Origin of the sequence: Streptomyces sp. NPDC059443 (assembly GCF_042750105.1) — a bacterium.
Taxonomy (GTDB): Bacteria; Actinomycetota; Actinomycetes; order Streptomycetales; family Streptomycetaceae; genus Streptomyces.
Window position 1 is genome coordinate 126,923 of sequence record NZ_JBHYVM010000014.1, and the last position, 26,012, is coordinate 152,934.

General features: G+C 69.6%; 26 protein-coding genes. 4 read left to right on the top strand and 22 right to left on the bottom strand.

What is annotated here, in order from left to right; all coding sequences use genetic code 11:
- Positions 1-82 precede the first annotated feature (82 nt).
- On the bottom strand, positions 83-406 hold the full coding sequence (locus ACFXDJ_RS16320) for an STAS domain-containing protein (protein ID WP_031150506.1): 324 nt from the start codon (positions 404-406) through the stop codon (positions 83-85).
- Between the two features lie 221 nt (positions 407-627).
- Positions 628-1,476: a 3-hydroxyacyl-CoA dehydrogenase family protein gene (locus tag ACFXDJ_RS16325; RefSeq protein ID WP_330298610.1), complete on the bottom strand. Its 849-nt coding sequence runs from the start codon at positions 1,474-1,476 to the stop codon at positions 628-630.
- Positions 1,477-1,694: 218 nt separating this feature from the next.
- Between ACFXDJ_RS16325 and ACFXDJ_RS16330 the strand changes: the two genes are divergently transcribed.
- Positions 1,695-2,267, top strand: a complete 573-nt coding sequence (locus tag ACFXDJ_RS16330; protein ID WP_384655743.1) for a cob(I)yrinic acid a,c-diamide adenosyltransferase — start codon at positions 1,695-1,697, stop codon at positions 2,265-2,267.
- Here ACFXDJ_RS16330 and ACFXDJ_RS16335 read toward each other — a convergent pair.
- The gene (locus ACFXDJ_RS16335; RefSeq protein ID WP_384655774.1) at positions 2,264-2,815 is read right to left on the bottom strand and encodes a hypothetical protein; all 552 of its coding nucleotides are present in this window, start codon (positions 2,813-2,815) and stop codon (positions 2,264-2,266) included. The genes ACFXDJ_RS16330 and ACFXDJ_RS16335 overlap by 4 nt on opposite strands.
- A gap of 175 nt (positions 2,816-2,990) precedes the next feature.
- Between ACFXDJ_RS16335 and ACFXDJ_RS16340 the strand changes: the two genes are divergently transcribed.
- The 3 genes from ACFXDJ_RS16340 to ACFXDJ_RS16350 all read left to right on the top strand — a co-directional run bounded on the left by ACFXDJ_RS16340 (position 2,991) and on the right by ACFXDJ_RS16350 (position 6,875).
- Entirely contained in the window at positions 2,991-4,190 is a 1,200-nt protein-coding gene (locus ACFXDJ_RS16340; RefSeq protein ID WP_384655745.1) for a sensor histidine kinase, read from the top strand.
- Positions 4,187-4,831: a response regulator gene (locus ACFXDJ_RS16345; RefSeq protein WP_384655748.1), complete on the top strand. Its 645-nt coding sequence runs from the start codon at positions 4,187-4,189 to the stop codon at positions 4,829-4,831. Before ACFXDJ_RS16340 ends, ACFXDJ_RS16345 begins: the two co-directional genes overlap by 4 nt.
- Before the next feature lie 223 nt (positions 4,832-5,054).
- The gene (locus ACFXDJ_RS16350) at positions 5,055-6,875 is read left to right on the top strand and encodes a glycosyl hydrolase family 18 protein (protein WP_384849287.1); all 1,821 of its coding nucleotides are present in this window, start codon (positions 5,055-5,057) and stop codon (positions 6,873-6,875) included.
- Positions 6,876-6,937: 62 nt separating this feature from the next.
- On the opposite strand, the gene ACFXDJ_RS16355 is transcribed toward ACFXDJ_RS16350, so the two are convergent.
- The 19 genes from ACFXDJ_RS16355 to rho all read right to left on the bottom strand — a co-directional run bounded on the left by ACFXDJ_RS16355 (position 6,938) and on the right by rho (position 25,863).
- Positions 6,938-7,387, bottom strand: coding sequence for a DUF2550 domain-containing protein (locus tag ACFXDJ_RS16355; RefSeq protein WP_384849290.1), 450 nt, complete (start codon positions 7,385-7,387; stop codon positions 6,938-6,940).
- Positions 7,388-7,543: 156 nt separating this feature from the next.
- Positions 7,544-7,918 carry a F0F1 ATP synthase subunit epsilon gene (locus ACFXDJ_RS16360; protein ID WP_384655755.1) on the bottom strand — a complete coding sequence of 125 codons (375 nt, stop codon included), beginning with the start codon at positions 7,916-7,918 and terminating at the stop codon, positions 7,544-7,546.
- Between the two features lie 128 nt (positions 7,919-8,046).
- The gene (gene atpD, locus ACFXDJ_RS16365; protein WP_384655757.1) at positions 8,047-9,489 is read right to left on the bottom strand and encodes a F0F1 ATP synthase subunit beta; all 1,443 of its coding nucleotides are present in this window, start codon (positions 9,487-9,489) and stop codon (positions 8,047-8,049) included.
- Positions 9,489-10,406, bottom strand: coding sequence for a F0F1 ATP synthase subunit gamma (locus ACFXDJ_RS16370; protein ID WP_384655760.1), 918 nt, complete (start codon positions 10,404-10,406; stop codon positions 9,489-9,491). Before ACFXDJ_RS16370 ends, atpD begins: the two co-directional genes overlap by 1 nt.
- Before the next feature lie 20 nt (positions 10,407-10,426).
- Complete coding sequence (gene atpA / locus ACFXDJ_RS16375; protein WP_384849293.1) at positions 10,427-12,022, bottom strand: F0F1 ATP synthase subunit alpha; 1,596 nt, start codon at positions 12,020-12,022, stop codon at positions 10,427-10,429.
- A 129-nt stretch (positions 12,023-12,151) separates the two neighbouring features.
- The gene (locus ACFXDJ_RS16380; protein WP_384655763.1) at positions 12,152-12,967 is read right to left on the bottom strand and encodes a F0F1 ATP synthase subunit delta; all 816 of its coding nucleotides are present in this window, start codon (positions 12,965-12,967) and stop codon (positions 12,152-12,154) included.
- Complete coding sequence (locus ACFXDJ_RS16385; RefSeq protein ID WP_384655766.1) at positions 12,964-13,503, bottom strand: F0F1 ATP synthase subunit B; 540 nt, start codon at positions 13,501-13,503, stop codon at positions 12,964-12,966. The genes ACFXDJ_RS16380 and ACFXDJ_RS16385 overlap by 4 nt, the downstream gene beginning before the upstream one ends.
- A gap of 43 nt (positions 13,504-13,546) precedes the next feature.
- Positions 13,547-13,780 carry an ATP synthase F0 subunit C gene (atpE, locus tag ACFXDJ_RS16390; RefSeq protein WP_079429787.1) on the bottom strand — a complete coding sequence of 78 codons (234 nt, stop codon included), beginning with the start codon at positions 13,778-13,780 and terminating at the stop codon, positions 13,547-13,549.
- Positions 13,781-13,858: 78 nt separating this feature from the next.
- Positions 13,859-14,698, bottom strand: coding sequence for a F0F1 ATP synthase subunit A (atpB, locus tag ACFXDJ_RS16395; RefSeq protein WP_384655777.1), 840 nt, complete (start codon positions 14,696-14,698; stop codon positions 13,859-13,861).
- A 210-nt stretch (positions 14,699-14,908) separates the two neighbouring features.
- On the bottom strand, positions 14,909-15,346 hold the full coding sequence (locus ACFXDJ_RS16400; protein ID WP_384655768.1) for a hypothetical protein: 438 nt from the start codon (positions 15,344-15,346) through the stop codon (positions 14,909-14,911).
- 276 nt (positions 15,347-15,622) lie between these two features.
- Positions 15,623-16,957: an MraY family glycosyltransferase gene (locus tag ACFXDJ_RS16405; protein WP_384655779.1), complete on the bottom strand. Its 1,335-nt coding sequence runs from the start codon at positions 16,955-16,957 to the stop codon at positions 15,623-15,625.
- A 104-nt stretch (positions 16,958-17,061) separates the two neighbouring features.
- Positions 17,062-18,294, bottom strand: a complete 1,233-nt coding sequence (gene glyA / locus ACFXDJ_RS16410; RefSeq protein WP_384655771.1) for a serine hydroxymethyltransferase — start codon at positions 18,292-18,294, stop codon at positions 17,062-17,064.
- A gap of 164 nt (positions 18,295-18,458) precedes the next feature.
- Positions 18,459-19,091, bottom strand: coding sequence for a protein-tyrosine-phosphatase (locus ACFXDJ_RS16415; protein ID WP_384663407.1), 633 nt, complete (start codon positions 19,089-19,091; stop codon positions 18,459-18,461).
- Positions 19,088-19,735 carry an L-threonylcarbamoyladenylate synthase gene (locus tag ACFXDJ_RS16420; RefSeq protein ID WP_266881144.1) on the bottom strand — a complete coding sequence of 216 codons (648 nt, stop codon included), beginning with the start codon at positions 19,733-19,735 and terminating at the stop codon, positions 19,088-19,090. Before ACFXDJ_RS16420 ends, ACFXDJ_RS16415 begins: the two co-directional genes overlap by 4 nt.
- 58 nt (positions 19,736-19,793) lie before the next feature.
- Entirely contained in the window at positions 19,794-20,639 is an 846-nt protein-coding gene (prmC, locus tag ACFXDJ_RS16425) for a peptide chain release factor N(5)-glutamine methyltransferase (RefSeq protein ID WP_384663405.1), read from the bottom strand.
- A 95-nt stretch (positions 20,640-20,734) separates the two neighbouring features.
- Positions 20,735-21,814: a peptide chain release factor 1 gene (gene prfA / locus ACFXDJ_RS16430; protein ID WP_384663403.1), complete on the bottom strand. Its 1,080-nt coding sequence runs from the start codon at positions 21,812-21,814 to the stop codon at positions 20,735-20,737.
- A 111-nt stretch (positions 21,815-21,925) separates the two neighbouring features.
- Complete coding sequence (gene rpmE, locus ACFXDJ_RS16435; protein WP_254384240.1) at positions 21,926-22,141, bottom strand: 50S ribosomal protein L31; 216 nt, start codon at positions 22,139-22,141, stop codon at positions 21,926-21,928.
- 199 nt (positions 22,142-22,340) lie between these two features.
- Positions 22,341-23,444 (bottom strand): LCP family protein, encoded by a 1,104-nt coding sequence (locus ACFXDJ_RS16440; RefSeq protein ID WP_384663401.1) that lies wholly within the window; start codon positions 23,442-23,444, stop codon positions 22,341-22,343.
- A gap of 310 nt (positions 23,445-23,754) precedes the next feature.
- A complete protein-coding gene (gene rho, locus ACFXDJ_RS16445; protein ID WP_384849297.1) occupies positions 23,755-25,863 on the bottom strand; it encodes a transcription termination factor Rho in 2,109 nt (702 codons plus the stop codon).
- Positions 25,864-26,012 lie beyond the last annotated feature (149 nt).

The following is a 26,012-nucleotide window of genomic DNA, read 5'->3' on the forward strand; positions in this document are numbered from 1 at the left end:
CCCGGCCGCGCCGGAACCGCAGGGGTGCCTTCACCACCGGACCGTTACGTTTCCGCAGTCGGTGTACACCTGGGGGTCCCGGTCACACGCGCGGCAGCGATTCCGCTTCGAGGCCGCCCTCGATCGCGAGGATCCGGTGGAGCCGGGTGGCGACGAGCAGCCGCTGCATCTGCGGGGGGACCCCGCGCAGGACGAGCCGCCGGCCGCTGCGGCCGGCCCGGCGGTGGGCGCCCATGATCACGCCGAGGCCGGTGGCGTCCCAGGAGTCGAGCCCGGTGAGGTCCAGCACGAGGTCGCCGTGACCGTCGTCCAGCGCGGTGTGCAGGACCGTACGGGCGTCCGCCGCGCTGCGCACGTCGAGGCGACCCCCGACAGCGAGTTCGGCGTGGTCGCCCCTGATGTGCATATGTGCTCCCGGCAGTGCGGTAACTGCGTACGTATGGTCCGACTGATCGGCTGATCGACTGGCCTGTGGTCGGCAACTCTCACTGCAACTGACTGCCTCAGGGGCGGGGAAGTTGCCGACCGTGAGCGAACCGATACCTAATTCACTCCGAGGGGTGAAGGACGGCGTTCGAACGAGCCGTCCCGGCCCGGTGCTTGCGCCGGGCCGGCTCCGTGCCCGTCTCAGTGCTTGTAGAAGCCCTGACCGCTCTTGCGGCCGATGTCGCCCGCGTCCACCATGCGGCGCATCAGCTCCGGCGGCGCGAACTTCTCGTCCTGGGATTCGGTGTAGATGTTGCTGGTGGCGTGCAGCAGGATGTCGACGCCGGTGAGGTCGGCGGTGGCCAGCGGGCCCATCGCGTGGCCGAAGCCGAGCTTGCAGGCGATGTCGATGTCCTCGGCGGACGCGACGCCCGATTCGTACAGCTTGGCGGCTTCGACGACGAGCGCGGAGATCAGGCGCGTCGTCACGAACCCGGCGACGTCGCGGTTGACGACGATGCAGGTCTTGCCGACGGACTCGGCGAACGCCCGGGTGGTGGCGAGGGTTTCGTCGCTCGTCTTGTAGCCGCGCACGAGCTCACACAGCTGCATCATCGGGACGGGCGAGAAGAAGTGCGCGCCGACGACCCGCTCCGGACGCTCCGTCACGGCGGCGATCTTGGTGATCGGGATGGCCGAGGTGTTGGAGGCGAGGATCGCGTCCTCGCGCACGAGCTTGTCGAGCGCGCGGAAGATCTCGTGCTTGACTTCCAGCTTCTCGAAGACGGCCTCGACGACGATGTCGGCGTCGGCGACCGCGTCGAGGTCGGTGCTCGTGGTGATGCGGGCGAGGGCGGCCTCGGCGTCCTCGGCGGTCAGCTTGCCCTTGGCGACGAAGCGGTCGTACGAGGCCTTGATCCCGTCCGTCCCGCGGGTCAGCGCGGCGTCGGTGACATCGCGCAGCACGACGTCCCAACCCGCCTGGGCAGAGACCTGCGCGATTCCGGAACCCATCAGTCCGGCACCGATGACGGCGAGCTTCCCAGCCACTGCACACCCCACGCTCTTCAACACGGCCCCGGCCTTCGGCATACGGCGCGGCCTCGGAAACGGCACGGTCTCGTACCTTCTCCGGCGGAGACTAGCGTCCGTGAGGGGTGGTGTGACCGCGAAGTAACACGCGTCACGTCTCAGATGACGGACATCACACCGGGACGGCCCAGCAGTCCGGCAGGGGGCCCCAGTTGGCCCGCACTAGGGTGGAAGGCATGGTGAACCTCACGCGTATCTACACCCGCACCGGCGACAAGGGCACTACCGCGCTCGGCGACATGAGCCGTACCGCCAAGACCGATCTGCGGATCTCGGCGTACGCCGACGCCAACGAGGCCAACGCGGCCATCGGGACGGCGATCGCGCTCGGCGCGCTGCCCGCCGATGTCGTGAAGGTCCTGGTCCGCGTGCAGAACGACCTGTTCGACGTGGGGGCGGACCTGTGCACGCCGGTGGTCGAAAAGCCCGAATATCCTCCGCTGCGCGTAGAGCAGTTCTACGTGGACAAGCTGGAGGCGGACTGCGACCTGTTCAACGAGCGGCTGGAGAAGCTCCGCAGCTTCATCCTCCCCGGCGGCACCCCCGGCGCGGCCCTCCTGCACCAGGCCTGCACGGTGGTCCGCCGCGCCGAGCGCTCCACGTGGTCGGCGCTGGAGGTGCACGGCGAGGTGATGAACCCCCTGACGGCCACCTACCTCAACCGCCTCTCCGACCTCCTCTTCATCCTGGCCCGCACGGCCAACAAGGAGGTCGGCGACGTCCTCTGGGTCCCGGGCGGCGACCGCTAGTCCCGCAGAGCGGCGTCCACCGGAGCCCGCTTCGGCCACACCGTGTACGTGGCGGCGATCAAGGCATGGATGCCGGTCACGCGCAGCGCCATGAGCTGCCACGCGTGCAGCGAGCTGGTGTCGCCCGCGCCGCCGACCCACCAGATCGCGGCCTGGAGCAGGCCGATCGCGACGCCCGCCGCGACGGCGGTCCGGGCGGCCAGCTTCCGCTCGTGCACGGCCCGAGCCCTCCCGTGCCCGGCGCCGGCCGGCTTCGGTCCTCCGGCCAGCCGGTACGCCGCGTGGCCGTCGAGCCACTTCACCGTGTAGTGCCCGTAGGTGACGGTGTAGCCGATGTACAGCGCGGCCAGTCCGTGCTTCCAGTCCGGTTCTCCGCCCGCGCGCAGGTCCAGGGTGGTGACCACGAGCAGGACCAGCTCCAGCAGGGGCTCGCACAGCAGGACCGCCGCGCCGAGCTTCGGCATCTTCGCGAGGTAGCGCAGGGCCAGACCGCCGGCCAGCAGCACCCAGAAGCCGGCCTCGCAGGCGACGATCACGGTGACGAGCACGGGACTCTCCATTCCGGCGACGGTGGGGGGATGCCTCCAGCTTCCCGCCCGGGCCGTCCCGTTTCCTCGTCGCCGGTGACGAAGCCGGGCGCCGCGCACTGCATCCTTCGATGTACCGCCCCCTCGGCCGCAACGGCGATGCCCGTCGCCCGCCGGACCCTGTTGGATGGGACCCATGACCCCGAAGATCCCGCCCCCGCACCGCGACGACGTCCTCCTCGCCGTGGTCAGCGTGGCCGCGGGCCTGCTGCTGTGGTCCCTCGGGGTGTACAGCTCCCCCTCCCGCGATCTGCTCCCCGACTGGGCGGCGCTGGTTCCCCTCCTCGTCCTCGGCCCGATGGAGCTGCTGCGCCGCAACGCGCCCCGGGTGACCCTGGCCGTCGGCACCGCCGGTGTGATCGCCGACCAGTTCACCGTGGGGAATCTGGCCACCGTGTTGATCTTCACCGACCTGATGTACGCGGCCGTCGTCTACGGCAAACCCGCCATGGCCCGCCGCCTCCCGGTCCAAACCGGTCTGATCACCGTCGCCGTCACCATCGCCTCCGTAGCCTGGCTGCGCACCCCGCAGGCCCTGATGATCGGGGTGCTCACCGGCATCGTCTGCTTCGGCCCGGCCCTGACCGGCGCCACCCTGCGCAACCACCGCGAGGCCGCCGAGGCCGCCCGGCTGCGCGCCGAGCAGACCGCGCTGCTGGCCGAGATGGACCGGGCGCAGGCGGTCGTCGCCGAGCGCGCCCGGATGGCCCGCGAGCTCCACGACATGGTGGCCAACCACCTCTCCGCCATCGCCATCCACTCCACCGCCGCGCTCTCCATCGACTCCCCCGCGACCAGCCGGGAAGCGCTCGGGGTGATCCGGGAGAACAGCGTCCAGGGACTGGCCGAGATGCGCCGGCTGATCGGGCTGCTGCGGGACTCGGGCGCGGGCTCCGGGGAGGAGGCCGTCGCCGTGCCCTCGCTCGACGGGCTCGACGCCCTGCTGGAACAGGCCCGGACGAACGGAGCCGCGAGCGGGCTGGACTTCGTGCTCCTCGACGACCGCCGTGATGGGGAAGGCCTGGAGCCGCTGCCCGCCCCGGTCGAGCTGGCGGCGTACCGGATCGTCCAGGAGTCGCTGACCAACGCCCTCAAGCACGCCTCCCCCGGCACGGTCGACGTCCGCCTCGCGCACGCCGACGGGCTGCTGACCGTCGCGGTCGGCTCGCCCTGCGGAGACCGGCCCGGCCCGCGCGCCCCCGGCTCCGGGGCCGGGCTGATCGGCATGCGGGAGCGGACGGAACTCCTCGGCGGGGAGTTCGAAGCGGGCCGCGCGGGAGCGGTCTGGCGGGTCCGGGCGACGCTGCCCGCCCGGGAGAAGGCGGTACGGGCATGACGATCAGGGTCGTGGTGGCGGAGGACCAGAGCGCGGTACGGGCCGGGCTGGTGCTGATCCTGCGCAGCGCGGGCGACATCGAGGTGGCGGGCGAGGCGGCGGACGGGGAGGAGGCGGTGCGCCTGGCCCGGGAGCTGCGGCCCGATCTGGTGCTCATGGACGTGCAGATGCCCCGCCTGGACGGGGTCTCGGCGACCCGGCAGGTCGTCGCGGAGGGGCTGGCGGACGTGCTCGTGCTCACCACCTTCGACCTGGACGAGTACGTCTTCGGGGCGCTGCGCGCCGGGGCGTCGGGCTTCCTGCTGAAGGACGCGGACGCGGCGGAGCTGATCGGGGCGGTACGGACCGTCGCGCGCGGGGAGGGCCTGATCGCCCCGGCGGTGACCCGCCGGCTGATCGCGGAGTTCGCGGCACCGAGGCCCGTACGGGCGCCCGTGCCGGCGGCGGTGGATTCGCTGACCCCGCGGGAGCGGGAGGTGCTGGGCGCCCTGGGTGCGGGGCTGTCGAACGCGGAGATCGCGGTGCGCCTGGAGATGGCGGAGGCTACGGCGAAGACGCACGTCAGCCGGCTACTCGGGAAGCTGGAGCTGCGCAGCCGGGTCCAAGCGGCGGTGCTGGCAAAGGAGTTGGGGATCCACTAGGGGTTGACTCAAGGAGGTCTGGACCTCTTGACGGTTGGTCCAGACCTTTCTACTCTCCAACGCAACTGTGGTGAGCGTGCCATGACAAGAACCACCTCGTCGGGCGCGCCCACGGGCGGCGCAGGTCCCACCCCATGCCGCGGCCGGCCCCACGGCCGCGACGGACCTCGGAGGAGCACCCTTGAGCACAGCACCCCCACGACGCGCACCGTTTTTCCGAAGAGTGGCGGCCGCCCTGGCCGTCCTCACCCTGCCCGTCGCCGGGCTCGTGGCCCTCGCGGGCCCCGCGGAGGCCGCCGCCTCGGCGACCGCGACGTACACCAAGGTCTCCGACTGGGGCTCCGGCTTCGAGGGCAAGTGGACGGTGAAGAACACCGGCACGACCACCCTCAGCAGCTGGACCGTGGAGTGGGACTACCCCGCCGGCACCTCCGTCACCTCCGCCTGGGACGCCGACGTCACCAGCTCCGGCACCCACTGGACCGGCAAGAACAAGAGCTACAACGGCAGCCTCGCCCCCGGCGCCACCGTCAGCTTCGGCTTCAACGGCGCGGGCCCCGGCGCCCCCAGCGGCTGCAAGGTCAACGGAGGCACCTGCGACGGCGGCACCACCCCGCCCGCCGACACCCCGCCCACCGCCCCTGGCACCCCCACGGCCAGCGGAGTCACGGACACCGGGCTGACCCTCGGCTGGGCGGCGGCCACCGACGACAAGGGCGTCAAGAACTACGACGTCTACCGCGGCGGCGCCAAGATCGCCACCGTCACGACCCCCTCCTACACCGACTCCGGTCTGACCAAGGGCACGACGTACAGCTACACCGTCACCGCCCGGGACACCATCGACCAGACCGGGCCCTCCTCGGGCGCCCTGTCGGTGACCACCACCGGCGGCACCACCCCGCCCGACCCGGGCCCCGGCCCCTCGGGCTCCACGGTCAAGCTCGGCTACTTCACGGACTGGGGCGTCTACCAGCGCAACTACCACGTGAAGAACCTGGTCACCTCGGGCACCGCCGCGAAGATCACGCACATCAACTACGCCTTCGGCAACGTCCAGGGCGGCAAGTGCACCATCGGTGACGCGTACGCCGACTACCAGAAGACCTACGACGCCTCCTCCAGCGTCTCCGGCGTCGCCGACACCTGGGACCAGCCGGTCGCGGGCAACCTCAACCAGCTGCGCGAGCTGAAGAAGAAGTACCCGAACATCAAGGTCCTGTACTCCTTCGGCGGCTGGACCTGGTCCGGCGGCTTCGGCCAGGCCGCCGCCAACCCGGCGGCCTTCGCCCAGTCCTGCTACGACCTGGTCGAGGACCCGCGCTGGGCCGACGTCTTCGACGGCATCGACATCGACTGGGAGTACCCGAACGCCTGCGGCCTGTCCTGCGACACCAGCGGGGCCGCCTCCCTGAAGAACGTGCTCTCCGCGCTGCGCGCCAAGTTCGGCAGCAGCAACCTGGTCACCGCCGCCATCTCGGCCGACGGCTCCAACGGCGGCAAGCTCGACCTCGCCGACTACGCGGGCGCCGCCCAGTACGTCGACTTCTACAACGTCATGACGTACGACTTCTTCGGCGCGTGGGACGCCAAGGGCCCCACGGCCCCGCACTCCCCGCTCACCTCGTACACCGGCATCCCGATCGCCGGCTTCAACTCCGAGGCCGCGATCACCAAGCTCAAGGGCAAGGGCATCGCCGGCTCCAAGCTCAACCTCGGCATCGGCTTCTACGGCCGCGGCTGGACCGGCGTCACCCAGGACGCCCCCGGCGGCACCGCCACCGGACCGGCCCCGGGCACCTACGAGCAGGGCATCGAGGACTACAAGGTCCTCAAGAGCAGCTGCCCGTCGACCGGCACCATCGCCGGCACGGCGTACGCCAAGTGCGGCAGCAACTGGTGGAGCTACGACACCCCCGCCACCATCGCCGGAAAGATGACCTGGGTGAAGCAGCAGGGCCTCAGGGGAGCCTTCTCCTGGGAGTTCAGCGGCGACACCACGAACGGCGAGCTCGCGAGCGCGATCAGCAGCGGACTCCAGTAAAAACGGAAGCCGGGTAGACGGGTCCGCCCCCGTCCACCCGGCTTCTTCACGTCTGAAGTCGGTCAGGCCACATTTACCCGTTGTCCGGGCGGCGCCGCCTCCAGCCAGGCCAGGAACCCGGTCAGCGCGTCATCGCTCATCGCCAGCTCCAGGCGGGTCCCCCGGACCACGCAGCCCAGTACGACCGCGTCGGACAGCAGGGCCAGCTCTTCCTCGCCCTCGGGCGCGCGGCGGGCGATGACCTCGATGGAGGACCGCTCCAGCAGCCGGCGCGGGCGGGGGGAGTAGCTGAAGACGCGGAACCAGTCGATGCGGTCACCGCTGTAGCGCGCGACCCCGTACACCCAGCCCTTGCCGGAGATGTCGGGTTCCTCGGCCACACCCCAGCGCAGGCTGCAGTCGAAGGTGCCGCCGGACCGCTGGATCAGTCTGCGGCGCAGCCCGAAGACAAACAGCCCGATCACCACCAGGGCCACTAGGGCCAGGCCGCTCACAAGCAGAGCGAGGAGCATCTTTCACCGACCTCCTCGCTCATCGAATGCCCAAAACGACAGAGTTCTTGCCAGACAGAGTCTGAGCTCGACCCGCATCGCCTCAGCCGCGACCCGCTCCGGAAAATTCCGGAACGGACCGCGGCTGAGGTTTCAAGCTCTTACCGGTACCGGGGCTCAGCGCCCCGAAACCGCGCGCAGCCGGACATCGGCGCGACGTTCGGCGGCCCCATCGGTCTCCGACTTCGCGCGCTCCAGTGCCCGCTCCGCCCGCTCGACGTCAATCTCGTCGGCAAGCTCGGCGATCTCGGCCAGCAGGGACAACTTGTTGTCCGCGAACGAGATGAATCCGCCGTGCACCGCGGCGACAACAGTGTTGCCGCCCGTGGTGCGGATGGTCACCGGGCCCGATTCCAGCACACCGAGAAGCGGCTGGTGACCGGGCATGACGCCGATGTCGCCGGACGTGGTGCGGGCGACAACCAGGGTGGCCTCGCCGGACCAGACACTCCGGTCCGCCGCGACCAGCTCGACGTGCAGCTCAGCAGCCAAGGTGGCTCCTCGGGTCACCACCCGGCGGGAAAGCCGGGTGTTGGGTCAAATTCTAATGGGCGTGGGGAGAGAGGCGGGACATACCCGCCCCTCTCCGTCAATCAGCTGTGCTCAGAACGAGCCCGGCTTCAGGAGACGCCCAGCTCCTTGGCGTTGGCCTTGAGGTCCTCAATGCCACCGCACAGGAAGAACGCCTGCTCGGGGAAGTGGTCGTAGTCACCGTCGCAGATCGCGTTGAACGCGGTGATCGACTCGTCGAGCGGAACGTCCGAACCGTCCACGCCGGTGAACTGCTTGGCGACGTGGGTGTTCTGCGACAGGAAGCGCTCGACACGACGGGCACGGTGGACAACGAGCTTGTCCTCCTCGCCCAGCTCGTCGATACCGAGGATCGCGATGATGTCCTGGAGGTCCTTGTACTTCTGCAGGATCCCCTTGACGCGCATCGCGGTGGCGTAGTGGTCCGCCGCGATGTACCGCGGGTCGAGGATGCGGGACGTCGAGTCCAGCGGGTCCACGGCCGGGTAGATGCCCTTCTCGGAGATCGGACGGGAAAGAACCGTCGTCGCGTCGAGGTGGGCGAAGGTGGTGGCCGGCGCCGGGTCGGTCAGGTCGTCCGCGGGGACGTAGATCGCCTGCATCGAGGTGATCGAGTGACCGCGGGTCGACGTGATGCGCTCCTGCAGCAGACCCATCTCGTCAGCCAGGTTCGGCTGGTAACCCACTGCGGACGGCATGCGGCCGAGCAGCGTGGAGACCTCGGAACCGGCCTGGGTGTAACGGAAGATGTTGTCAATGAAGAACAGCACGTCCTGCTTCTGCACATCGCGGAAGTACTCCGCCATGGTCAGACCGGCAAGGGCGACGCGCAGACGGGTGCCCGGGGGCTCGTCCATCTGACCGAAGACAAGCGCCGTCTTGTCGATGACGCCCGAGTCGGCCATTTCCTCGATGAGGTCGTTGCCCTCACGGGTACGCTCACCGACGCCCGCGAAGACCGACACACCGTCGTGGTTGTTGGCGACGCGGTAGATCATTTCCTGGATCAGAACGGTCTTGCCGACACCGGCACCACCGAACAGACCGATCTTTCCACCCTTGACGTACGGGGTGAGAAGGTCGATGACCTTGACGCCGGTCTCGAACATCTCGGTCTTCGACTCAAGCTCGTCGAAGCGAGGGGCCTTGCGGTGGATGGGCCAGCGCTCGGTCACCTCGGAGTTGGCCTCCGGGTAGTTCAGCACCTCGCCCAGGGTGTTGAACACCTTGCCCTTGGTGAAGTCACCGACGGGGACGGTGATGCCCTCGCCCGTGTCGGTCACCGGGGCCTGGCGGACCAGGCCGTCGGTGGGCTGCATGGAGATGGTGCGGACCAGGCCGTCACCCAGGTGCTGGGCGACTTCCAGGGTCAGCGTCTTCAGCTTGCCGTCCTCGGCCGGGTCTGCGACCTGGACCTTGAGGGCGTTGTAGATCTCGGGCATCGCGTCGACGGGGAACTCCACGTCGACGACCGGGCCGATGACCCGGGCGACGCGGCCCGTGGCGGCGGCCGTCTCAACAGTGGTCGTCATTACTTGTCACTCCCCGCGGTCGCGTCTGCCATGGCGCTGGCGCCACCGACGATCTCGCTGATTTCCTGGGTGATTTCGGCCTGGCGGGCCGCGTTGGCAAGCCGGGAGAGGCTCTTGATGAGGTCTCCGGCGTTGTCGGTCGCCGACTTCATCGCGCGGCGGCGGGCGGCGTGCTCGGAAGCGGCCGACTGCAGCAGTGCGTTGTAGATGCGGCTCTCGACGTAGCGCGGCAGAAGGGCGTCGAGGACGTCCTCCGCCGACGGCTCGAAGTCGAACAGCGGAAGGATCTCGCCCTTCGCGCCGGTCTCCTCCACAGCCTGGTCGAGGCTGAGCGGCAGCATCCGGCCGTCCACCGCGTTCTGCGTCATCATCGACACGAATTCCGTGTAGACGATGTGCAGCTCGTCGACGCCGCCCTCGGCCGTCTCCGTCTGGATGGCCTCGATCAGCGGCGCCGCGATGCGCTTGGCATCGGCGTAGGCCGGGCTGTCGGTGAAGCCCGTCCACGACTCCGCGACCTTGCGCTCGCGGAAGGCGTAGTAGGCGACACCCTTACGGCCGACGATGTACGTGTCGACCTCCTTGCCCTCGCCGCGCAGCCGCTCGGAGAGCCGCTCCGCCTGCTTGATGGCATTCGAGGAGTAGCCGCCGGCCAGACCGCGGTCGCTCGTGATGAGCACGACCGCGGCGCGGGTCGGCGCCTCGACCTCGGTGGTCAGGGCGTGCTTGGTGTTCGAACCGGTCGCCACCGCGGTCACCGCACGGGTGAGCTCGGTCGCGTACGGCATCGATGCCGCCACCTTGCGCTGCGCCTTGACGATGCGCGAGGCGGCGATCATTTCCATCGCCTTGGTGATCTTCTTGGTCGCCGTGACGGCACGGATGCGACGCTTGTAGACCCGGAGCTGCGCTCCCATGAGTCAGCTTCCTTCCGTCGTCACTTGGAGACGTTGACGGCCGGCGCGTCCTCGCCGAGGAGCTTGCCGTCCGAGGTCTCGAACCCACGCTTGAAGTCAGCGATGGCGTCGGCAATGGCAGTGAGGGTGTCGTCCGACATCTTGCCGCCGTCGGCGATGGAGGTGAGGAGGTCCTTGCGCGAGACGCGCAGGTGCTCCAGCAGCTCCGACTCGAAGCGACGGATGTCGACGACCGGGACCTCGTCCATCTTGCCGGTGGTACCGGCCCAGACGGAGATGACCTGCTCCTCGACCGGCATCGGCTGGTACTGGCCCTGCTTGAGGAGCTCGACCAGGCGCTTGCCGCGCTCCAGCGAGTTCTTCGAAGCGGCGTCCAGGTCGGAACCGAAGGCGGCGAACGCCTCCAGCTCGCGGTACTGGGCGAGGTCCAGGCGCAGACGGCCGGAAACCTGCTTCATGGCCTTGTGCTGGGCCGAGCCACCGACGCGGGAGACCGAGATACCGACGTTCAGCGCCGGGCGCTGGCCCGCGTTGAACAGGTCGGACTCCAGGAAGCACTGGCCGTCGGTGATGGAGATGACGTTGGTCGGGATGAACGCCGACACGTCGTTCGCCTTGGTCTCGACGATCGGCAGACCGGTCATCGAACCGGCACCCATGTCGTCGGAGAGCTTCGCGCAGCGCTCCAGCAGACGGGAGTGCAAGTAGAAGACGTCGCCCGGGTAGGCCTCGCGGCCCGGCGGACGGCGCAGCAGCAGCGACACGGCGCGGTAGGCGTCGGCCTGCTTCGACAGGTCGTCGAAGATGATCAGGACGTGCTTGCCGGCGTACATCCAGTGCTGGCCGATGGCCGAACCGGTGTAGGGCGCCAGGTACTTGAAGCCGGCCGGGTCGGACGCCGGGGCGGCGACGATCGTCGTGTACTCGAGCGCGCCGGCGTCTTCCAGGGCGCCGCGAACGGACGCGATGGTCGAGCCCTTCTGGCCGATGGCGACGTAGATGCAGCGAACCTGCTTGTTCACGTCGCCGGAGCGCCAGTTGTCGCGCTGGTTGATGATCGTGTCGACGGCCAGAGCGGTCTTGCCGGTCTGACGGTCACCGATGATCAGCTGACGCTGGCCACGGCCGATCGGCACCATCGCGTCGATGGCCTTGTAGCCGGTCTGCATCGGCTCGTGGACCGACTTGCGGACCATGACGCCGGGGGCCTGCAGTTCGAGGGCGCGGCGGCCCTCGGTCGCGATCTCGCCGAGGCCGTCGATCGGGTTGCCGAGCGGGTCGACAACGCGGCCGAGGTAGCCCTCGCCGACGCCGACGGAGAGCACCTCACCGGTGCGCTGCACCGGCTGGCCCTCCTCGATACCGCTGAACTCGCCGAGGACGACCGCACCGATCTCGCGCTCGTCGAGGTTGAGGGCGAGACCGAGGGTTCCGTCCTCGAACTTCAGCAGCTCGTTCGCCATGGCGGAGGGCAGGCCCTCCACCTTCGCGATGCCGTCGCCGGCAACGCTGACCGTACCGACCTCCTCGCGCGAGGCCGCGTCCGGCTGGTACGACTGGACAAAGTTCTCCAGTGCGTCCCGGATCTCCTCCGGCCGGATCGTGAGCTCCGCCATCTGGGTTCCCTGCTCTCCTTGTTGGGCCTGAAGCTTCTTAGGGGTCTGGGGGCGACCCCCAGGAATCTTCTGCAAGTTCTGCACGGCCCAACCGGGCCGCTAGGAATGCGTTGTTCTAGTTGTGGCTGGTCAGCCGGCCATGCGGCGCGACGCCTCGGCGATGCGGTCCGCGATGGTGCCGTCGATGACCTCGTCGCCGACCCGCACCTGGATCCCACCGAGGACCGTGGGGTCCACGTCGAGGTTCAGGTGCATCTGGCGGCCGTACAGCTTGGCCAGGACCGCACCGAGACGCTGCTTCTGCACGTCGCTGAGCGGAACCGCGGTGGTCACCGTGGCGACCATGCGGTTGCGGCGCTTGGCGGCGAGCGTGGAAAGGGACTCAAGGCCCGCTTCCAGGCTACGTCCACGCGGGTGCGTGACGAGACGCGTGACGAGACGCTCGGTGACGGCGTCCGCCTTGCCTCCGAGCAGGCTGTGGAGCAGCTTGCCCTTGGCGGCGACGGTCGCCGAACGGTCGGTCAGCGCGGAGCGCAGCTCGGTGCTCGAAGTGACGATCCGGCCGAACCGGAACAGCTCGTCCTCGACGTTGTCGAGAGCGCCCACGGTCTGGGCGGCGGTGAAGTCGGCGGTGGCCGCCAGCTCCTCCAGCGCGTCCACCAGGTCACGGGAGCGCGACCAGCGGGACCGGACCATTCCGGACACCAGGTCGAGGGTTTCCCCGCCGACCTGGCCGCCCAGCAGGCGGTTTGCCAGCTCGGCCTTGGCCTCGCCGGACTGCGCCGGGTCCGTGATGACCCGACGCAGCGAGACCTCACGGTCGAGCAGCGCGGTGACGGACGCCAGCTCGCCGGCGAGCTTCGCCGCGTCGACGGACGTGTTGTCCGTCAGCGCGTCGAGACGCTCGCGGGCGGTGGCCAGCGCGTCGCGGCTCGCTCCGTTCATCGGGCCGCCTCGGCCTTCTCCTCAAGCTCGCTGAGGAAGCGGTCGATCGTGCGGCTCTGCCGGGCGTGGTCCTCGAGGGACTCGCCGACGAGCTTTCCGGCCAGGTCGGTGGCGAGCTTGCCAACGTCCTGACGCAGCGCCTGAGAAGCGGCCTTGCGGTCGGCTTCGATCTGGGCGTGACCGGCAGCGATGATCTCCTCACGCTGCCGCTGGCCCTCTGCGCGCAGTTCTTCCTTGAGCGCAGTGCCCTGCTCCAGGGCGTCCTGGCGCAGGCGAGCGGCCTCGTGCCGGGCTTCGGCGAGCTGGGCCTTGTACTGCTCCAGCACGCTCTGAGCCTCGGTCTGAGCGGCCTCAGCCTTTTCGATACCGCCCTCGATGGCCTCGCGGCGCTCGTCCAGAACCTTGTTGATGTTCGGGAGGAGCTTCTTCGCGAGGAAACCGAAGACGATGACGAAGGCGATCAGACCGATGACGAGCTCGGGGATCGGCGGGAAGAGCGGGTTTTCCGTCTCGGCCGCGAGAACCAGAGGGTTCACATCAGTGCCTTTCGTCTAATGGGCTGTTCGTCGAGACCGAAGATCAGGAGGTCGGGTAGACGAACGGCATGACCAGACCGATCAGGGCGAGCGCCTCACAGAAGGCGAAGCCGAGGATCTGGTTGGCACGGATGAGGCCGGCGGCCTCGGGCTGGCGGGCAAGGGCCTGGGTGCCGTTACCGAAGATGATGCCGACGCCGACGCCGGGGCCGATGGCCGCGAGACCGTAACCAACGGAGCTGAGGGAGCCGGTGACGGCGGCAAGGGTCTGGGACATGCCAGTTCTTCCTTCTCTTTCACGGACCGGTGGGGGTTGGCCACCGGACGTCAGGGGGTTTGGGGGGGCGAGCCTGGCTCAGTGGTGCTCGGCGAGCGCGCCCTGGAGGTAGCTGCAGGCCAGGAGGACGAAGACGTACGCCTGGACTGCCTGGATGAAGAGCTCGAACGCGGTCATCACGAGGACCATCACGAACGAGACACCCGCGTAGGCGATGCCGATGCCGTTCAGCAGGTACCAGCTGGCGATCGTGAAGAGCAGCAGCAGGGTGTGACCGGCGAACATGTTCGCGAACAGTCGGACCGCGTGGGTGAACGGACGCACCAGGACGTTCGAGAAGAACTCGATGACCATGACGAGCGGCAGGACCCCGCCGAGCGACTTGTCGTATCCGGTGAGGTTCTTGAAGCCGCCGACGAGACCGTGGCGCTTGAAGGTCACCGACATCCAGGTCACGTAGACCAGGAGGGCCAGGACGGCCGGGTACGCGATGATCGAGGTCACCGGGAACTGGGCCAGCGGGACGATCGACCAGACGTTGAGCATCCAGACGAAGAAGAACAGCGACACCATGAAGGGGACGTACTTCTCGCCCTCCTTCTTGCCCAGCGTCTCGTAGACGATGCCGCGGCGCACGAAGTCGTAGCCGGCCTCTGCGGTCATCTGGAGCTTGCCCGGCACGACCTTCGGCTTCCGGAACGCGGCCCAGAAGAAGCCGACGATGATCACTGAGCCCAGGAGGGCCAGCAGCATCGGCTTGTTGAAGTACGTGCTCGTAAGCCCGGCTTCGCCCCACAGCGGCTCGAAGAGGAACGAGTGCAGGCCCGGACCGGGGAAGCCACATCCGTCGAAGATGTGACAGTCGGTCTCGAAAGCGAGCACCTGCGTCAGGTCAGCACTCACCGCGGGCTCCTTCAGCGTGGCGCATAGGTACGGCAACCTCGTTGTGTCGGCGCGGCGCACAGCCGCTGTTCGGCACTGGACTGGTGTAACGGATTCGGGGGCGGCAGTCAGGCATCGAGCCTCGCGATGGAACAGGCGTCAGCTCAGATGCCCGCGCCCGCATTGCCGCAGTTGGAACCGGACGATAGCAGCATCCCGAACGCGTACTTATTCCGCCCCTACCCCTCACGACTTCGATCCCGAATTTCCGGGCTTGTCGCCCGTGGTCGAGTCCGGTTCGACGTAGAGGATCTTGGCCTTCATGTGAGCACGGGTTTGTGCGCCGATCCACACGAGGGTGGTGACGACAAGCGTGATCGCGAAGGCCCGGGGGTTGAACAGGGTCGTGTTCTTGAACACGGCGAGAAAGACGAAGAGCAGCAGGATCTGTGCCGTGTAGAGCATGAGCCCCATGGCCTGGAACAGGTGCGGCATTGATTTCGCCGTGCGTTGCAGTACGAGGAACCCGATGCCCATGAACAGCATCACCACCACCGTCGCGACGATGGCGCCCACGGCTCCCTTGCCGCCGACCAGGAACCCACTGACGACGGCGGCGAGAGCGCCGGCGACGGCCGTGGGTACGGCGGTTTGCAAGAGGGATCGGACGTCATTAGACCGCATGGCGGTTTGCTCCGCGTGATGGTGGGGGGCACAGGGACTCGTACGGGACGAGCGTAAGCCCGGTCCGAGAGAGAACCTCGGGCCAATGGACCGTCGCACTACGGTCCTTCGGCTCTGTCGCCGGGTTTAGTGAACGGTATCACAAAGTATTTGATGAGAGCTTTACCCGTGGAGTGTGCCGACTGTCACACATGAGGGCTAACCCGCCCGTGTGTGCGCGACACCCAAGTGGGTTGTCTGGTAAAGGGGGTTCATGTCCGACATGCCCCCGCCCCGTCAGCGCGAGGATTCCGCCTTACGCCGGTCGGGGAAGCGCGAACGGGGGCCCACCGCGGTCGCTCCGTTGACGCCGGACACCCCGGCCGCGATCGGCCGGGCCGGCTGCGGCTCGACGGCGGAGGCGTCCTGGAGGGCCGCCTCGGCCGCGCGCTCCGCGTGCCGGTAGCGCGGCGGGACCAGTCGCTCCGCCCACCGCGGGGCCCTCGGGGTGAAGCGGGGCAGCAGGAGCAGGAGCAGGCCCACGGCGCTCAGCGCCGCGATCGCCAGCACGATCCACATCGAGGTGGAATGCACCGAATACGCCACCGCGCCGAAGGCGATCAGTCCTGACCAGAAGTACATGATGAGCACCGCGCGACTGTGCGAATGCCCGAGCTCCAGGAGCCGGTGGTGGAGGTGGCCGCGGTCCGCCGCGAACGGTGACTGCCCCTTCCAGGTGCGCCGCACGATGGCCAGGACCAGGTCCGCCATCGGGATCGCGATGATCGTCAGCGGCAGGAGCAGCGGGATGAAGACCGGCAGCATCGCCTTCGTCGCGTTGCGCTCGCCGCCCGCGAAGAGCGCCAGCGCGTCCGGGTCCACCTGCCCGCTGATGGAGATGGCGGCGGCGGCCAGCACCAGGCCGATGAGCATCGAGCCGGAGTCGCCCATGAAGATCCGGGCCGGGTGCATGTTGTGCGGCAGGAAGCCGAGGCACATGCCCATCAGGATCGCGGCGAAGAGGGTCGCGGGCGCCGCCGCCTCGATCCCGTAGCCGAACCAGATCCGGTACGCGTAGAGGAAGAACGCGCAGGCCGCGATGCAGACCATGCCGGCGGCGAGGCCGTCCAGGCCGTCCACGAAGTTCACCGCGTTGATGGTGACCACGACGAGGGCCACGGTGAGCAGGTTGCCCTGCCACGGGGTGAGCGCGACCGTGCCGATGCCCGGGACCGGGATCCACAGGATGGTCAGGCCCTGTACGCACATCACACCGGCGGAGATCATCTGCGCGCCGAGCTTGATCAGGGCGTCGAGCTCGAACTTGTCGTCGAGCACCCCGACCAGCCAGATCAGGGCGGCGCCGGAGAGCAGGGCCCGAGGCTCGTTCGACAGCTCGAAGACGCCGTTGAGGTTCTGCAGGTGATCGGCGACCAGCAGGCCGGCGCACAGTCCGCCGAACATCGCGATGCCGCCGAGCCGCGGAGTTGGCTCGCGGTGCACGTCGCGGGCGCGGATCTCCGGCATCGCACCGACCGCGATAGCGAACTTCCGCACGGGCCCGGTGAGTAGATAAGTCACCGCGACCGTGACGCAAAGCGTCAGCAGATATTCACGCACGGGCTGCCCCAGATGTATCGCCGGCCATCTCAGCCCCACACACTAGCTGCGATGTACTCGCAGTCGGGGACGCACGGGGGCGGTATCCCGGTTGCGGTAGCTCGCCTTGTCCTCTCTTAAGCCCCATACGGTGGAAAACCGGCCACCATCTCGTTGACATCCCTACGGATCTTCGCGGGCTCCCCGCCGGCCAGCGCGGCCGTGAACAGCCCGGCGATCACGCCCATCTCCCGCTCCCCCATCCCCTGCGTGGTCACGGCCGCGGTTCCGAGACGGATCCCGCGCCGGTCCCCGTAGGGCAGGGCGCAGGTGTCCAGCACGATCCCGGCGGCGGCGAGCCTGCCCCGGGCGGTCGGGCCGTCGATGCCCAGCGGCGCGGGGTCGGCGGTGATCAGGTGGGTGTCGGTGCCACCGGTGGTGATCTCGAACCCGCGGGCGGCGAGTGCGTCGGCCAGGGCGCGCGCGTTGGCGACCACCCGGTGGGCGTACGAGGTGAACGCGGGCCCGGCTGCCTCGCCGAAGGCCACCGCCTTGGCGGCGATGGTGTGCATCTGGGCGCCGCCCTGGGTGAAGGGGAACACCGCCCGGTCGATCCGCTCGGCGAACTCCTGACCGCACAGGATCATCCCGCCGCGGGGGCCCCGGAGCACCTTGTGGGTGGTGGCGCACACGATGTCCGCGTAGGGCACGGGACTGGGCGCGGCCCCGCCGGCGACCAGCCCGATGGGGTGGGCGGCGTCGGCGATGAAGAAGGCCCCCACCTCGTCGGCGATCTGCCGGAAGACGGAGTACTCCGGATGCCGGGGGTAGGAGATGGACCCGCACACGATGGCCTTGGGCCGGTGGGTGTGCGCGAGTTCCTGGAGCTGCCCGTAGTCGATGAGCCCGGTCTCGGAGTCCACCCCGTAGGCGACGAAGTCGAACCAGCGCCCGGAGAAGTTGGCGGGCGACCCGTGCGTGAGGTGTCCCCCGGAGGGCAGCCCCATGGCCAGCACGGTGTCCCCCGGCCGCAGCAGCGCCGCGTACGCGGCCAGCACCGCGGCGGAGCCGGAGTGCGGCTGCACATTGGCGTGCTCGGCCCCGAAGAGGGCGCAGGCCCGTTCCACGGCGATCCGCTCGGCGAGGTCGGCGTACTCGCAGCCGCCGTGGTGGCGGGCGCCGGGATAGCCCTCGGCGTACTTGTTGGCGAGCGCGGACCCGAGGGCGGCGAGCACGGCGGAGGAGGTGAAGTTCTCGGCGGCGATCAGCTGCAGGGAGCCCGCCTGCCGCTGCGCCTCGCCGGCGAGCACGTCGGCCATCTGGGGATCCTGCTGGCGCAGCAGGTCCATCGGCTCGGTGATGACGCTCATGGCGCGACTCCAGGGGGTACCGCGTACCGGGGGTACAGCCACTGTAGGCCGGGGCCGCCCATCGCGCTCTGCGACAAAGCCCAGCCTCGCCGGCCCCATCCAGCCTCGCCGGCGTTTGAGGCGCGGGGGTTCGGGGGCAGCGCCCCCGACGACGGCGCCGCAGGTCAGCGCGAAGCGGTAACGCCCGTCAGGGCCGTGACCACGGGGTCCAGCGCCTGGTTGATCTCGTCGCCGATCGACCGGAAGAAGGTGATCGGCGCCCCGTACGGGTCGTACACCTCGTCCGCGTCCGGAGACGGCGCGAGCAGCCACCCGCGCAGAGCCGCGGCAGCCCGCACCAGCGCCCGCGCCCGCTCCGCCATTCCGTCTTCCAGCGGCGGCAGCGTCGCCGGGTCTATCGCCCGGACCAGCCGGGTGAACTCCTTCAGCGTGAACGTCCGCAGCCCGGCCGAGTGCCCCATGGAGATTACCTGCGCCCGGTGGTCCCGGGTGGCGGTCAGCACCAGGTCCGCCCGTATGACGTGCTCGTCCAGGAGCTCGCGCCCGGTGAAACCGGACGCGTCCGCTCCGAAGTCGGCCAGCACCGCGGCGGCGTTGGCCTCCATCGGCGCACCCTCGTGCCCCCACGTGCCGGCGCTCTCGACGATGAGGTCCCCGGTGACGAGGCCGCCCAGCCGGTGCGACAGCGCATGCCTCGTCAGCCGCTCGGTGATGGGCGAGCGGCACACGTTGCCGGTGCTGACGTGGAGTATGCGGAAGGTGCTGTCCCCGGCTATGCCACGCCCCTCAGGGCTCACGGGGCCACCTCTAGGTCGGGTACGACCTCCCGCAGCTGCTCGGCGGTCAGCGCCCCCTCGCGCAGCAGGACGGGAACCTTCCCGGTGACATCGACGATCGACGACGGCTGCATGCCCGGCGTCGGTCCGCCGTCCAGGTACACGGACACGGAGTCGCCCAGCATCTCGCGCGCCGCGTCGCAGTCCTCCGGCGCCGGGTGCCCGGTCAGGTTCGCCGAGGACACCGCCATCGGGCCGACCTCGGTCAGCAGCTCGATCGCGACGGGGTGCAGGGGCATGCGTACGGCCACGGTCCCGCCGGTCTCCCCCAGGTCCCAGGCCAGCGAGGGCTGGTGCTTGGCGACGAGCGTCAGCGCGCCCGGCCAGAAGGCGTCGACGAGCTCCCACGCCTGCTCGGAGAAGTCCGTGACCAGCCCGTGGAGGGTGTTCGGAGAGCCGATGAGCACAGGGGTGGGCATGTTGCGGCCGCGCCCCTTGGCGGCGAGCAGATCGCCGACGGCCTCCGCGCTGAAGGCGTCCGCACCGATCCCGTACAGGGTGTCGGTGGGCAGCACGACGAGCTCGCCGCGGCGCACGGCGGATGCGGCTTCACGCAGGCCCGTCTTGCGGTCCGTCGCGTCGTTGCAGTCGTATCGCCGGGCCATCAGCGGGCCTCCTCGTGCAGCAGGGTGGTGTCGGGCATGCCCGCGGCCGTCATGCCGGTCACGGCATGGCCTTGCGAGCGGTCGCGAAGCGCGGCCGGTTGTTCAGGTCGGGGTGGTCGGCGGCGTCGGCCCAGCCCCGCTCCTCGGCGAAGATCCACGGGACCTGGCCGCCCTGGGTGTCGGCGTGCTCGATGACGACGATGCCGCCGGGCCGCAGCAGCCGGTGGGCGGTGCGCTCGATGCCGCGGATGGTGTCGAGGCCGTCCTCGCCGGAGAAGAGCGCCATCTCGGGGTCGTGGTCCCGGGCCTCGGGGGCCACGTACTCCCACTCGGTGAGCGGGATGTACGGCGGGTTGGAGATGACCAGGTCGACCTGCCCGTCCAGCTCCGGCAGCGCGCTGAGCGCGTTGCCCTGGTGGACGGTGACCCGCGAGCCCTCGGCGTTCTTGCGGGTCCACCGCAGGGCGTCCTCGGACAGCTCCACGGCGTGCACGCGCGAGCGCGGCACCTCCTGCGCCATGGCGAGCGCGATGGCGCCCGATCCGGTGCACAGGTCCACGATCAGCGGCTCGACGACGTCCATCGCCCGGACGGCCTGTATGGCCCAGTCCACGACCGACTCGGTCTCGGGCCGGGGCACGAACACCCCGGGCCCGACCTGGAGCTCCAGGTACCGGAAGAAGGCGCGGCCGGTGATGTGCTGGAGCGGCTCGCGCGCCTCTCGGCGGGCGACGGCCTCCCAGTAGCGGGCGTCGAAGTCCGCATCCTTGACGTGGTGCAGTTCCCCCCGCTTGACGCCGTGCACGAAGGCCGCGAGTTCCTCCGCGTCGAAGCGCGGTGAGGGCACGCCGGCGGCGGCCAGCCGCTGGGTGGCCTGGGCCACCTCGGCAAGCAGCAAGTTCACGCTGGTCCTCCGGGCTGCTGTCGTACGGGGTTCGGTGCGGGGGGTCCTACGGGGTACTGCGCGGGTCGGGCAGGTCAGGCCGGGTCACGCACGGGTCAGTGCGCGGACGCCAGCTTGGCGGCGGAGTCCGTGTCGACGCAGGCCTGGATGACCGCGTCGAGGTCCCCGTCGAGCACCTGGTCCAAGTTGTACGCCTTGAAGCCCGTCCGGTGGTCCGAGATCCGGTTTTCCGGGTAGTTGTACGTACGGATCTTCTCCGAGCGGTCCACGGTGCGCACCTGGCTGCGGCGCACGTCGGAGGCCTCCTGCTCGGCGGCTTCCTGGGCGGCTGCCAGCAGGCGCGAGCGCAGGATGCGCATGGCCTGCTCCTTGTTCTGGAGCTGGCTCTTCTCGTTCTGGCAGGAGGCGACCACACCGGTCGGGACGTGCGTGATGCGCACGGCCGAGTCGGTGGTGTTGACGGACTGGCCGCCGGGGCCCGAGGAGCGGTACACGTCGATCCGGAGGTCGTTCATGTTGATCTCGACCTCGACCTCCTCGGCTTCCGGGGTGACGAGCACGCCGGCGGCGGAGGTGTGGATGCGGCCCTGGGACTCGGTGGCCGGAACGCGCTGGACGCGGTGGACGCCGCCCTCGTACTTCAGGCGGGCCCAGACGCCCTGGCCGGGCTCGGTGGCGCCGTTGCCGCCCTTGGTGCGGACGGAGACCTGGACGTCCTTGTAGCCGCCGAGCTCGGACTCGGTGGCGTCGATGATCTCGGTCTTCCAGCCCACGCGCTCGGCGTAGCGCAGGTACATGCGCAGCAGGTCGCCGGCGAACAGGGCCGACTCGTCGCCGCCCGCGCCCGCCTTGACCTCAAGGAGCACGTCCTTGTCGTCGCTGGGGTCGCGCGGTACGAGCAGCAGGCGGAGCTTCTCGGTGAGCTCCTCGCGCTGTGCGCTCAGTACCTTGACCTCGGCCGCGAAGTCCGGGTCGTCGGCCGCGAACTCCTTCGCCGTCTCGATGTCCTCGGCGGACTGCTTCCAGGCACGGAAGGTCGCGACGATCGGGGTCAGCTCCGCGTAGCGCTTGTTGAGCTTGCGCGCGTTGGCCTGATCCGAGTGGACCGAAGGGTCGGCGAGCTTCTTCTCAAGATCGGCGTGCTCGCCGATCAGTTCCTCGACCGCCTCGAACATCGGGGGCTCCTGATGGTGAAAGTGAAGAAAGGGGCTGCGGGACGCGAAAGGCGCCGGTCCGGCTGCCCCCGTAGCAACAGGGTGCAGCCGGAAACCGGCGCCGGAGGCTCGCTACTTCTGTGCAGCCTTGCCGAAGCGGGCCTCGAAGCGGGCCACGCGGCCACCGGTGTCGAGGATCTTCTGCTTGCCCGTGTAGAACGGGTGGCACTCGGAGCAGACCTCGGCACGGATGGTGCCCTCGGTCAGGGTGCTACGGGTGGTGAACGACGCGCCACAGGTGCAGCTGACCTGGGTCTCGACGTACTGGGGGTGAACATCGCGCTTCAAGGTGTCTCCTAGATTCGGGAGGGCGCCGGGTCGCAGGAGCCGAATTGCGCGCTGCGTGAACCGGGGCCGACAGACCAGTCTGCCAGGACCGGGCTGCCTGTCAAAATTCTGAGGACGCCTCCCTCAACGGCAGGGTCCCGCGAACTATTCCGCGGCCGGGCGGAACCACTGTGACCAGGCGTTTCGCCGGTCCGCCCGACTAATGGACGATCGAGCCGATCTCGCCCTTGTCGCCGGCCGAGTTCGCTGTGGCCTCGGCGGGGACCGGCTGGTCGGCCAGCAGGGCGTCCCAGACCATCTTGGACTCCTTGGCGAGCGGGACCACGCGGTTGGGGTCCCGCAGGTCCCCGGTCACCGGCAGGGTGACCATCTGCATGTTCTCGGGACCGATTCCCTGGAGGCCCTGGGCGAAGCCCATCAGCGACTTCACGTCGCCCAGCGCCTTGTCGGTGGTGAGCGCCTTGGTCGCGGAGTCGGCGATGTCGAGGAGCTTCTTCGGGTTGTCGAAGACGCCGATGGACTTGACCTGCTTGATCAGCGCCTTGATGAAGGACTGCTGGAGCTGTATTCGGCCGAGGTCGCCGCCGTCGCCGACGCCGTGGCGGGTCCGGACGAGGCCGAGGGCCTGCTCCCCGTTCAGCCTGTTGGTGCCGGCCGGCAGATCGAGGTGGCTGTAGTTGTCCTTGATCGGCTTGCTGGTCGTCACCTCGACGCCGCCGAGGGTGTCGATGATCTTCTTGAAGCCCGTGAAGTCGACTTCCAGGTAGTGATCCATGCGGATCCCCGACATCTTCTCCACCGTCGCCACCGCACAGGCCGCCCCGCCGACGGTGAACGACTCGTTGAACATCCGGCGCGGGCCGCCCGGGTCCGTCTTGCCGTTCGACGTCTTGCAGGCGGGCCGGGTCACCAGGGTGTCGCGGGGTATCGACACGACGCTGGCCTTCGTGTGGCCCTGGTTCAGGTGGACGATCATCGCGGTGTCGGAGCGGGCGGAGCCGCCGTCGTCCTGGCCGTACTCGCCGTTGGCGCCGCCGCGCGAGTCGGAGCCGAGGACGAGGATGTCCATGGAGCCGTTGTCCACGTTCTGCGGACGGTCCTTGCCGAGGGCCGCGTTGATGTCGACCGTCTTCAGGTTCCCGTTGAGCTTGAAGTAGAAGTAGCCGAGCCCCGTACCGCCCAGGACGACCACGCCGGCGGCGGTCCACGCGGCGATGGCGACGGCCCTGCGGCGCTTGGCCGGCTTCCGTCGCCGTCGGCCCGCGACGGCCCTGCGGCCTCGGCCCCTGCTGTCCTGGCTCATGCTTCCTGTGCCTGCCTGTCCTCGGTACGGCCCCCTGATCCCTCTGACAGAGACGGGCGTGAGTCCCCCAGGGTTCCACGGCCCCCGGAACCCCGAAACCGGCCCGACACCCTGGACCAACCTGCACAAACAGCCCGTAATGAGCCGCCTACCTGCGGTTTCACCGTGGGACGCGGCAGGGCCGCGGCGGGTTCGGCCGCGGACGGAGTGTGGCAAAGGTCGCACCGGGGGCCCGGGCCGGAAGACCCGACCGCCCCCGTCGCGAGTGCGGCGGGGGCGGTCGGGTTCGGGCAGGTGCTACGGGGAGACGTCAGTCGTCGTTCTTGCCGGCCGGCGTCGTCTTCGCGATCTGCATGAGGAACTCGGCGTTCGACTTCGTCTGCTTCATCTTGTCGAGGAGCAGCTCGATGGCCTGCTGCGAGTCGAGCGCGTGCAGCACCCGGCGCAGCTTCCAGACGATGGCGAGCTCCTCGCTGTTGAGGAGGATCTCCTCCTTGCGGGTGCCCGAGGGGTCCACGTCCACGGCCGGGAAGATGCGCTTGTCGGCGAGCTTCCGGTCGAGCTTGAGCTCCATGTTGCCGGTGCCCTTGAACTCCTCGAAGATCACCTCGTCCATGCGCGAGCCGGTGTCGACCAGCGCGGTGGCCAGGATGGTCAGCGAGCCGCCGTCCTCGATGTTGCGCGCGGCACCGAAGAAGCGCTTCGGCGGGTACAGCGCGGTCGAGTCGACACCACCGGACAGGATGCGGCCGGAGGCGGGGGCGGCGAGGTTGTACGCGCGGCCCAGGCGGGTGATGGAGTCCAGCAGGACGACCACGTCGTGGCCGAGCTCGACGAGGCGCTTGGCGCGCTCGATGGCCAGCTCGGCGACGGTGGTGTGGTCCTCGGCCGGGCGGTCGAAGGTCGAGGAGATGACCTCGCCCTTCACCGACCGCTGCATGTCGGTGACCTCTTCCGGACGCTCGTCGACCAGGACGACCATCAGGTGGCACTCGGGGTTGTTGACCGTGATCGCGTTGGCGATCGCCTGCATGATCATGGTCTTACCGGTCTTCGGCGGGGCCACGATCAGACCGCGCTGGCCCTTACCGATCGGCGACACGAGGTCGATGATGCGGGTGGTCAGCACGCCCGGGTCGGTCTCCAGACGGAGCCGGTCCTGCGGGTAGAGCGGGGTCAGCTTCTGGAACTCCGGGCGGCCGCGGCCGGATTCGGGCGCCATGCCGTTGACGGAGTCCAGGCGCACGAGCGCGTTGAACTTCTCGCGGCGCTCGCCGTCCTTGGGCTGACGAACCGCACCGGTGGTGTGGTCGCCCTTGCGCAGACCCGCCTTGCGGACCTGGGCGAGGGAGACGTAGACGTCGTTCGGGCCGGGCAGGTAGCCCGAGGTCCGGATGAACGCGTAGTTGTCGAGGATGTCGAGGATGCCCGCGACGGGGATCAGGACGTCGTCGTCGGCGACCGGAGTCTCGGCCGGCGCGAACTCGTCGCGGCCACGACGGCCACGACGGTCGCGGTAGCGGCCGCGGCGGCCGCGACGGCCGTCCTCGTCGAAGTCGTCCTGCGGGCCGTTGTCCTGACGGTCCCGGTCCTGACGGCCGCCCTGCTGGCCCTGACCCTGGCCCTGGCCGCGACCGCCCTGCTGCTGGCGGTCCTGACGGTCGGTCCGGTCCTGCCGGCCGCCGCCCTGGCCCTGACCGGCCTGGCCGGACTGACCCGCCTGGGCCTGGCCCTGACCCTGGCCGCCCTGGCCCTGGTCGTCGGCCTTGGCACCGCGGTCGCGGCGGTCGCGCTGGCGCTCGCCGCGCTCGTTGCCGCGCTCACGGCGCTCGCGGCGGCCGCGGCCTTCGCCTTCCTGGGCCGGAGCCTGGCCGGAGACGGCGGTGGCGGCCTCTGCCCTGACCTCGGCCTGGGCGGCCGGAGCGGTCTCGGTCTTCTGCTCGACCTGCACGACGGCGGCGGGGGCCGAGCCCTCGGGGCTGCCCGAGGGGGCGGTGGCACGACGGCGGCGGCGCTCGCCGACCGGGGCGTCCTCACTGGCCGGCTGGCCCGGGATGTCGATCTGCGCCTGCGCGGCGGTCTTCTCGGCGGGGGCCTCGGCGGCCTCGCCCGTACGGGCCTTGCTGGTGGCACGGCGCTTCGGCTTGGCCTCGGCGGCGGTGTCGGCGGGCGCGGAGGCCGCTGCCTTGGGGGCGCTGCCGCCCGCCTGCGCCTCCTTGATGACCTCGATCAGCTGGCCCTTGCGCATCCGCGCGGTGCCCCTGATGCCGAGGCCCGACGCGACCTGCTGCAGCTCGGCCAGGACCATGCCATCGAGGCCGGTGCCGGAGCGGCGACGCTTGGTCGCTGCGCCCGCGGCGGGGGCACTGGTGTCGACATTGGTGTCGGCAGCGCCCATCAGATCGGTGGTGTCGCTCACGAAGGGTCCTTCCCTGGAGCGGACGTCGGCCTGTCTGGCTCGGCGACCGGTTGTGCTGTCCGACGACAGTCCATTGCCCGATGGGTCATGGACTGCAGCCGGGGCGGTGGTCCGCCCGTATAGATACGGCGGAGAGAAACGTGCATGTG

Bases quoted from the DNA above. Each gene is read 5' to 3' on its own strand.
- ACFXDJ_RS16355 (WP_384849290.1), bottom strand. From the start codon at position 7,387: ATGCTCCTCGCTCTGCTTGTGAGCGGCCTGGCCCTAGTGGCCCTGGTG.
- ACFXDJ_RS16340 (WP_384655745.1), top strand. From the start codon at position 2,991: ATGACCCCGAAGATCCCGCCCCCGCACCGCGACGACGTCCTCCTCGCC.
- ACFXDJ_RS16420 (WP_266881144.1), bottom strand. From the start codon at position 19,735: ATGGCCCGGCGATACGACTGCAACGACGCGACGGACCGCAAGACGGGC.
- atpD (WP_384655757.1), bottom strand. From the start codon at position 9,489: ATGACGACCACTGTTGAGACGGCCGCCGCCACGGGCCGCGTCGCCCGG.
- ACFXDJ_RS16440 (WP_384663401.1), bottom strand. From the start codon at position 23,444: ATGAGCCAGGACAGCAGGGGCCGAGGCCGCAGGGCCGTCGCGGGCCGA.
- glyA (WP_384655771.1), bottom strand. From the start codon at position 18,294: ATGAGCGTCATCACCGAGCCGATGGACCTGCTGCGCCAGCAGGATCCC.
- atpE (WP_079429787.1), bottom strand. From the start codon at position 13,780: ATGTCCCAGACCCTTGCCGCCGTCACCGGCTCCCTCAGCTCCGTTGGT.
- ACFXDJ_RS16370 (WP_384655760.1), bottom strand. From the start codon at position 10,406: ATGGGAGCGCAGCTCCGGGTCTACAAGCGTCGCATCCGTGCCGTCACG.
- ACFXDJ_RS16320 (WP_031150506.1), bottom strand. From the start codon at position 406: ATGCACATCAGGGGCGACCACGCCGAACTCGCTGTCGGGGGTCGCCTC.
- ACFXDJ_RS16380 (WP_384655763.1), bottom strand. From the start codon at position 12,967: ATGAACGGAGCGAGCCGCGACGCGCTGGCCACCGCCCGCGAGCGTCTC.
- ACFXDJ_RS16330 (WP_384655743.1), top strand. From the start codon at position 1,695: ATGGTGAACCTCACGCGTATCTACACCCGCACCGGCGACAAGGGCACT.
- ACFXDJ_RS16345 (WP_384655748.1), top strand. From the start codon at position 4,187: ATGACGATCAGGGTCGTGGTGGCGGAGGACCAGAGCGCGGTACGGGCC.
- prfA (WP_384663403.1), bottom strand. From the start codon at position 21,814: ATGTTCGAGGCGGTCGAGGAACTGATCGGCGAGCACGCCGATCTTGAG.
- atpA (WP_384849293.1), bottom strand. From the start codon at position 12,022: ATGGCGGAGCTCACGATCCGGCCGGAGGAGATCCGGGACGCACTGGAG.
- ACFXDJ_RS16400 (WP_384655768.1), bottom strand. From the start codon at position 15,346: ATGCGGTCTAATGACGTCCGATCCCTCTTGCAAACCGCCGTACCCACG.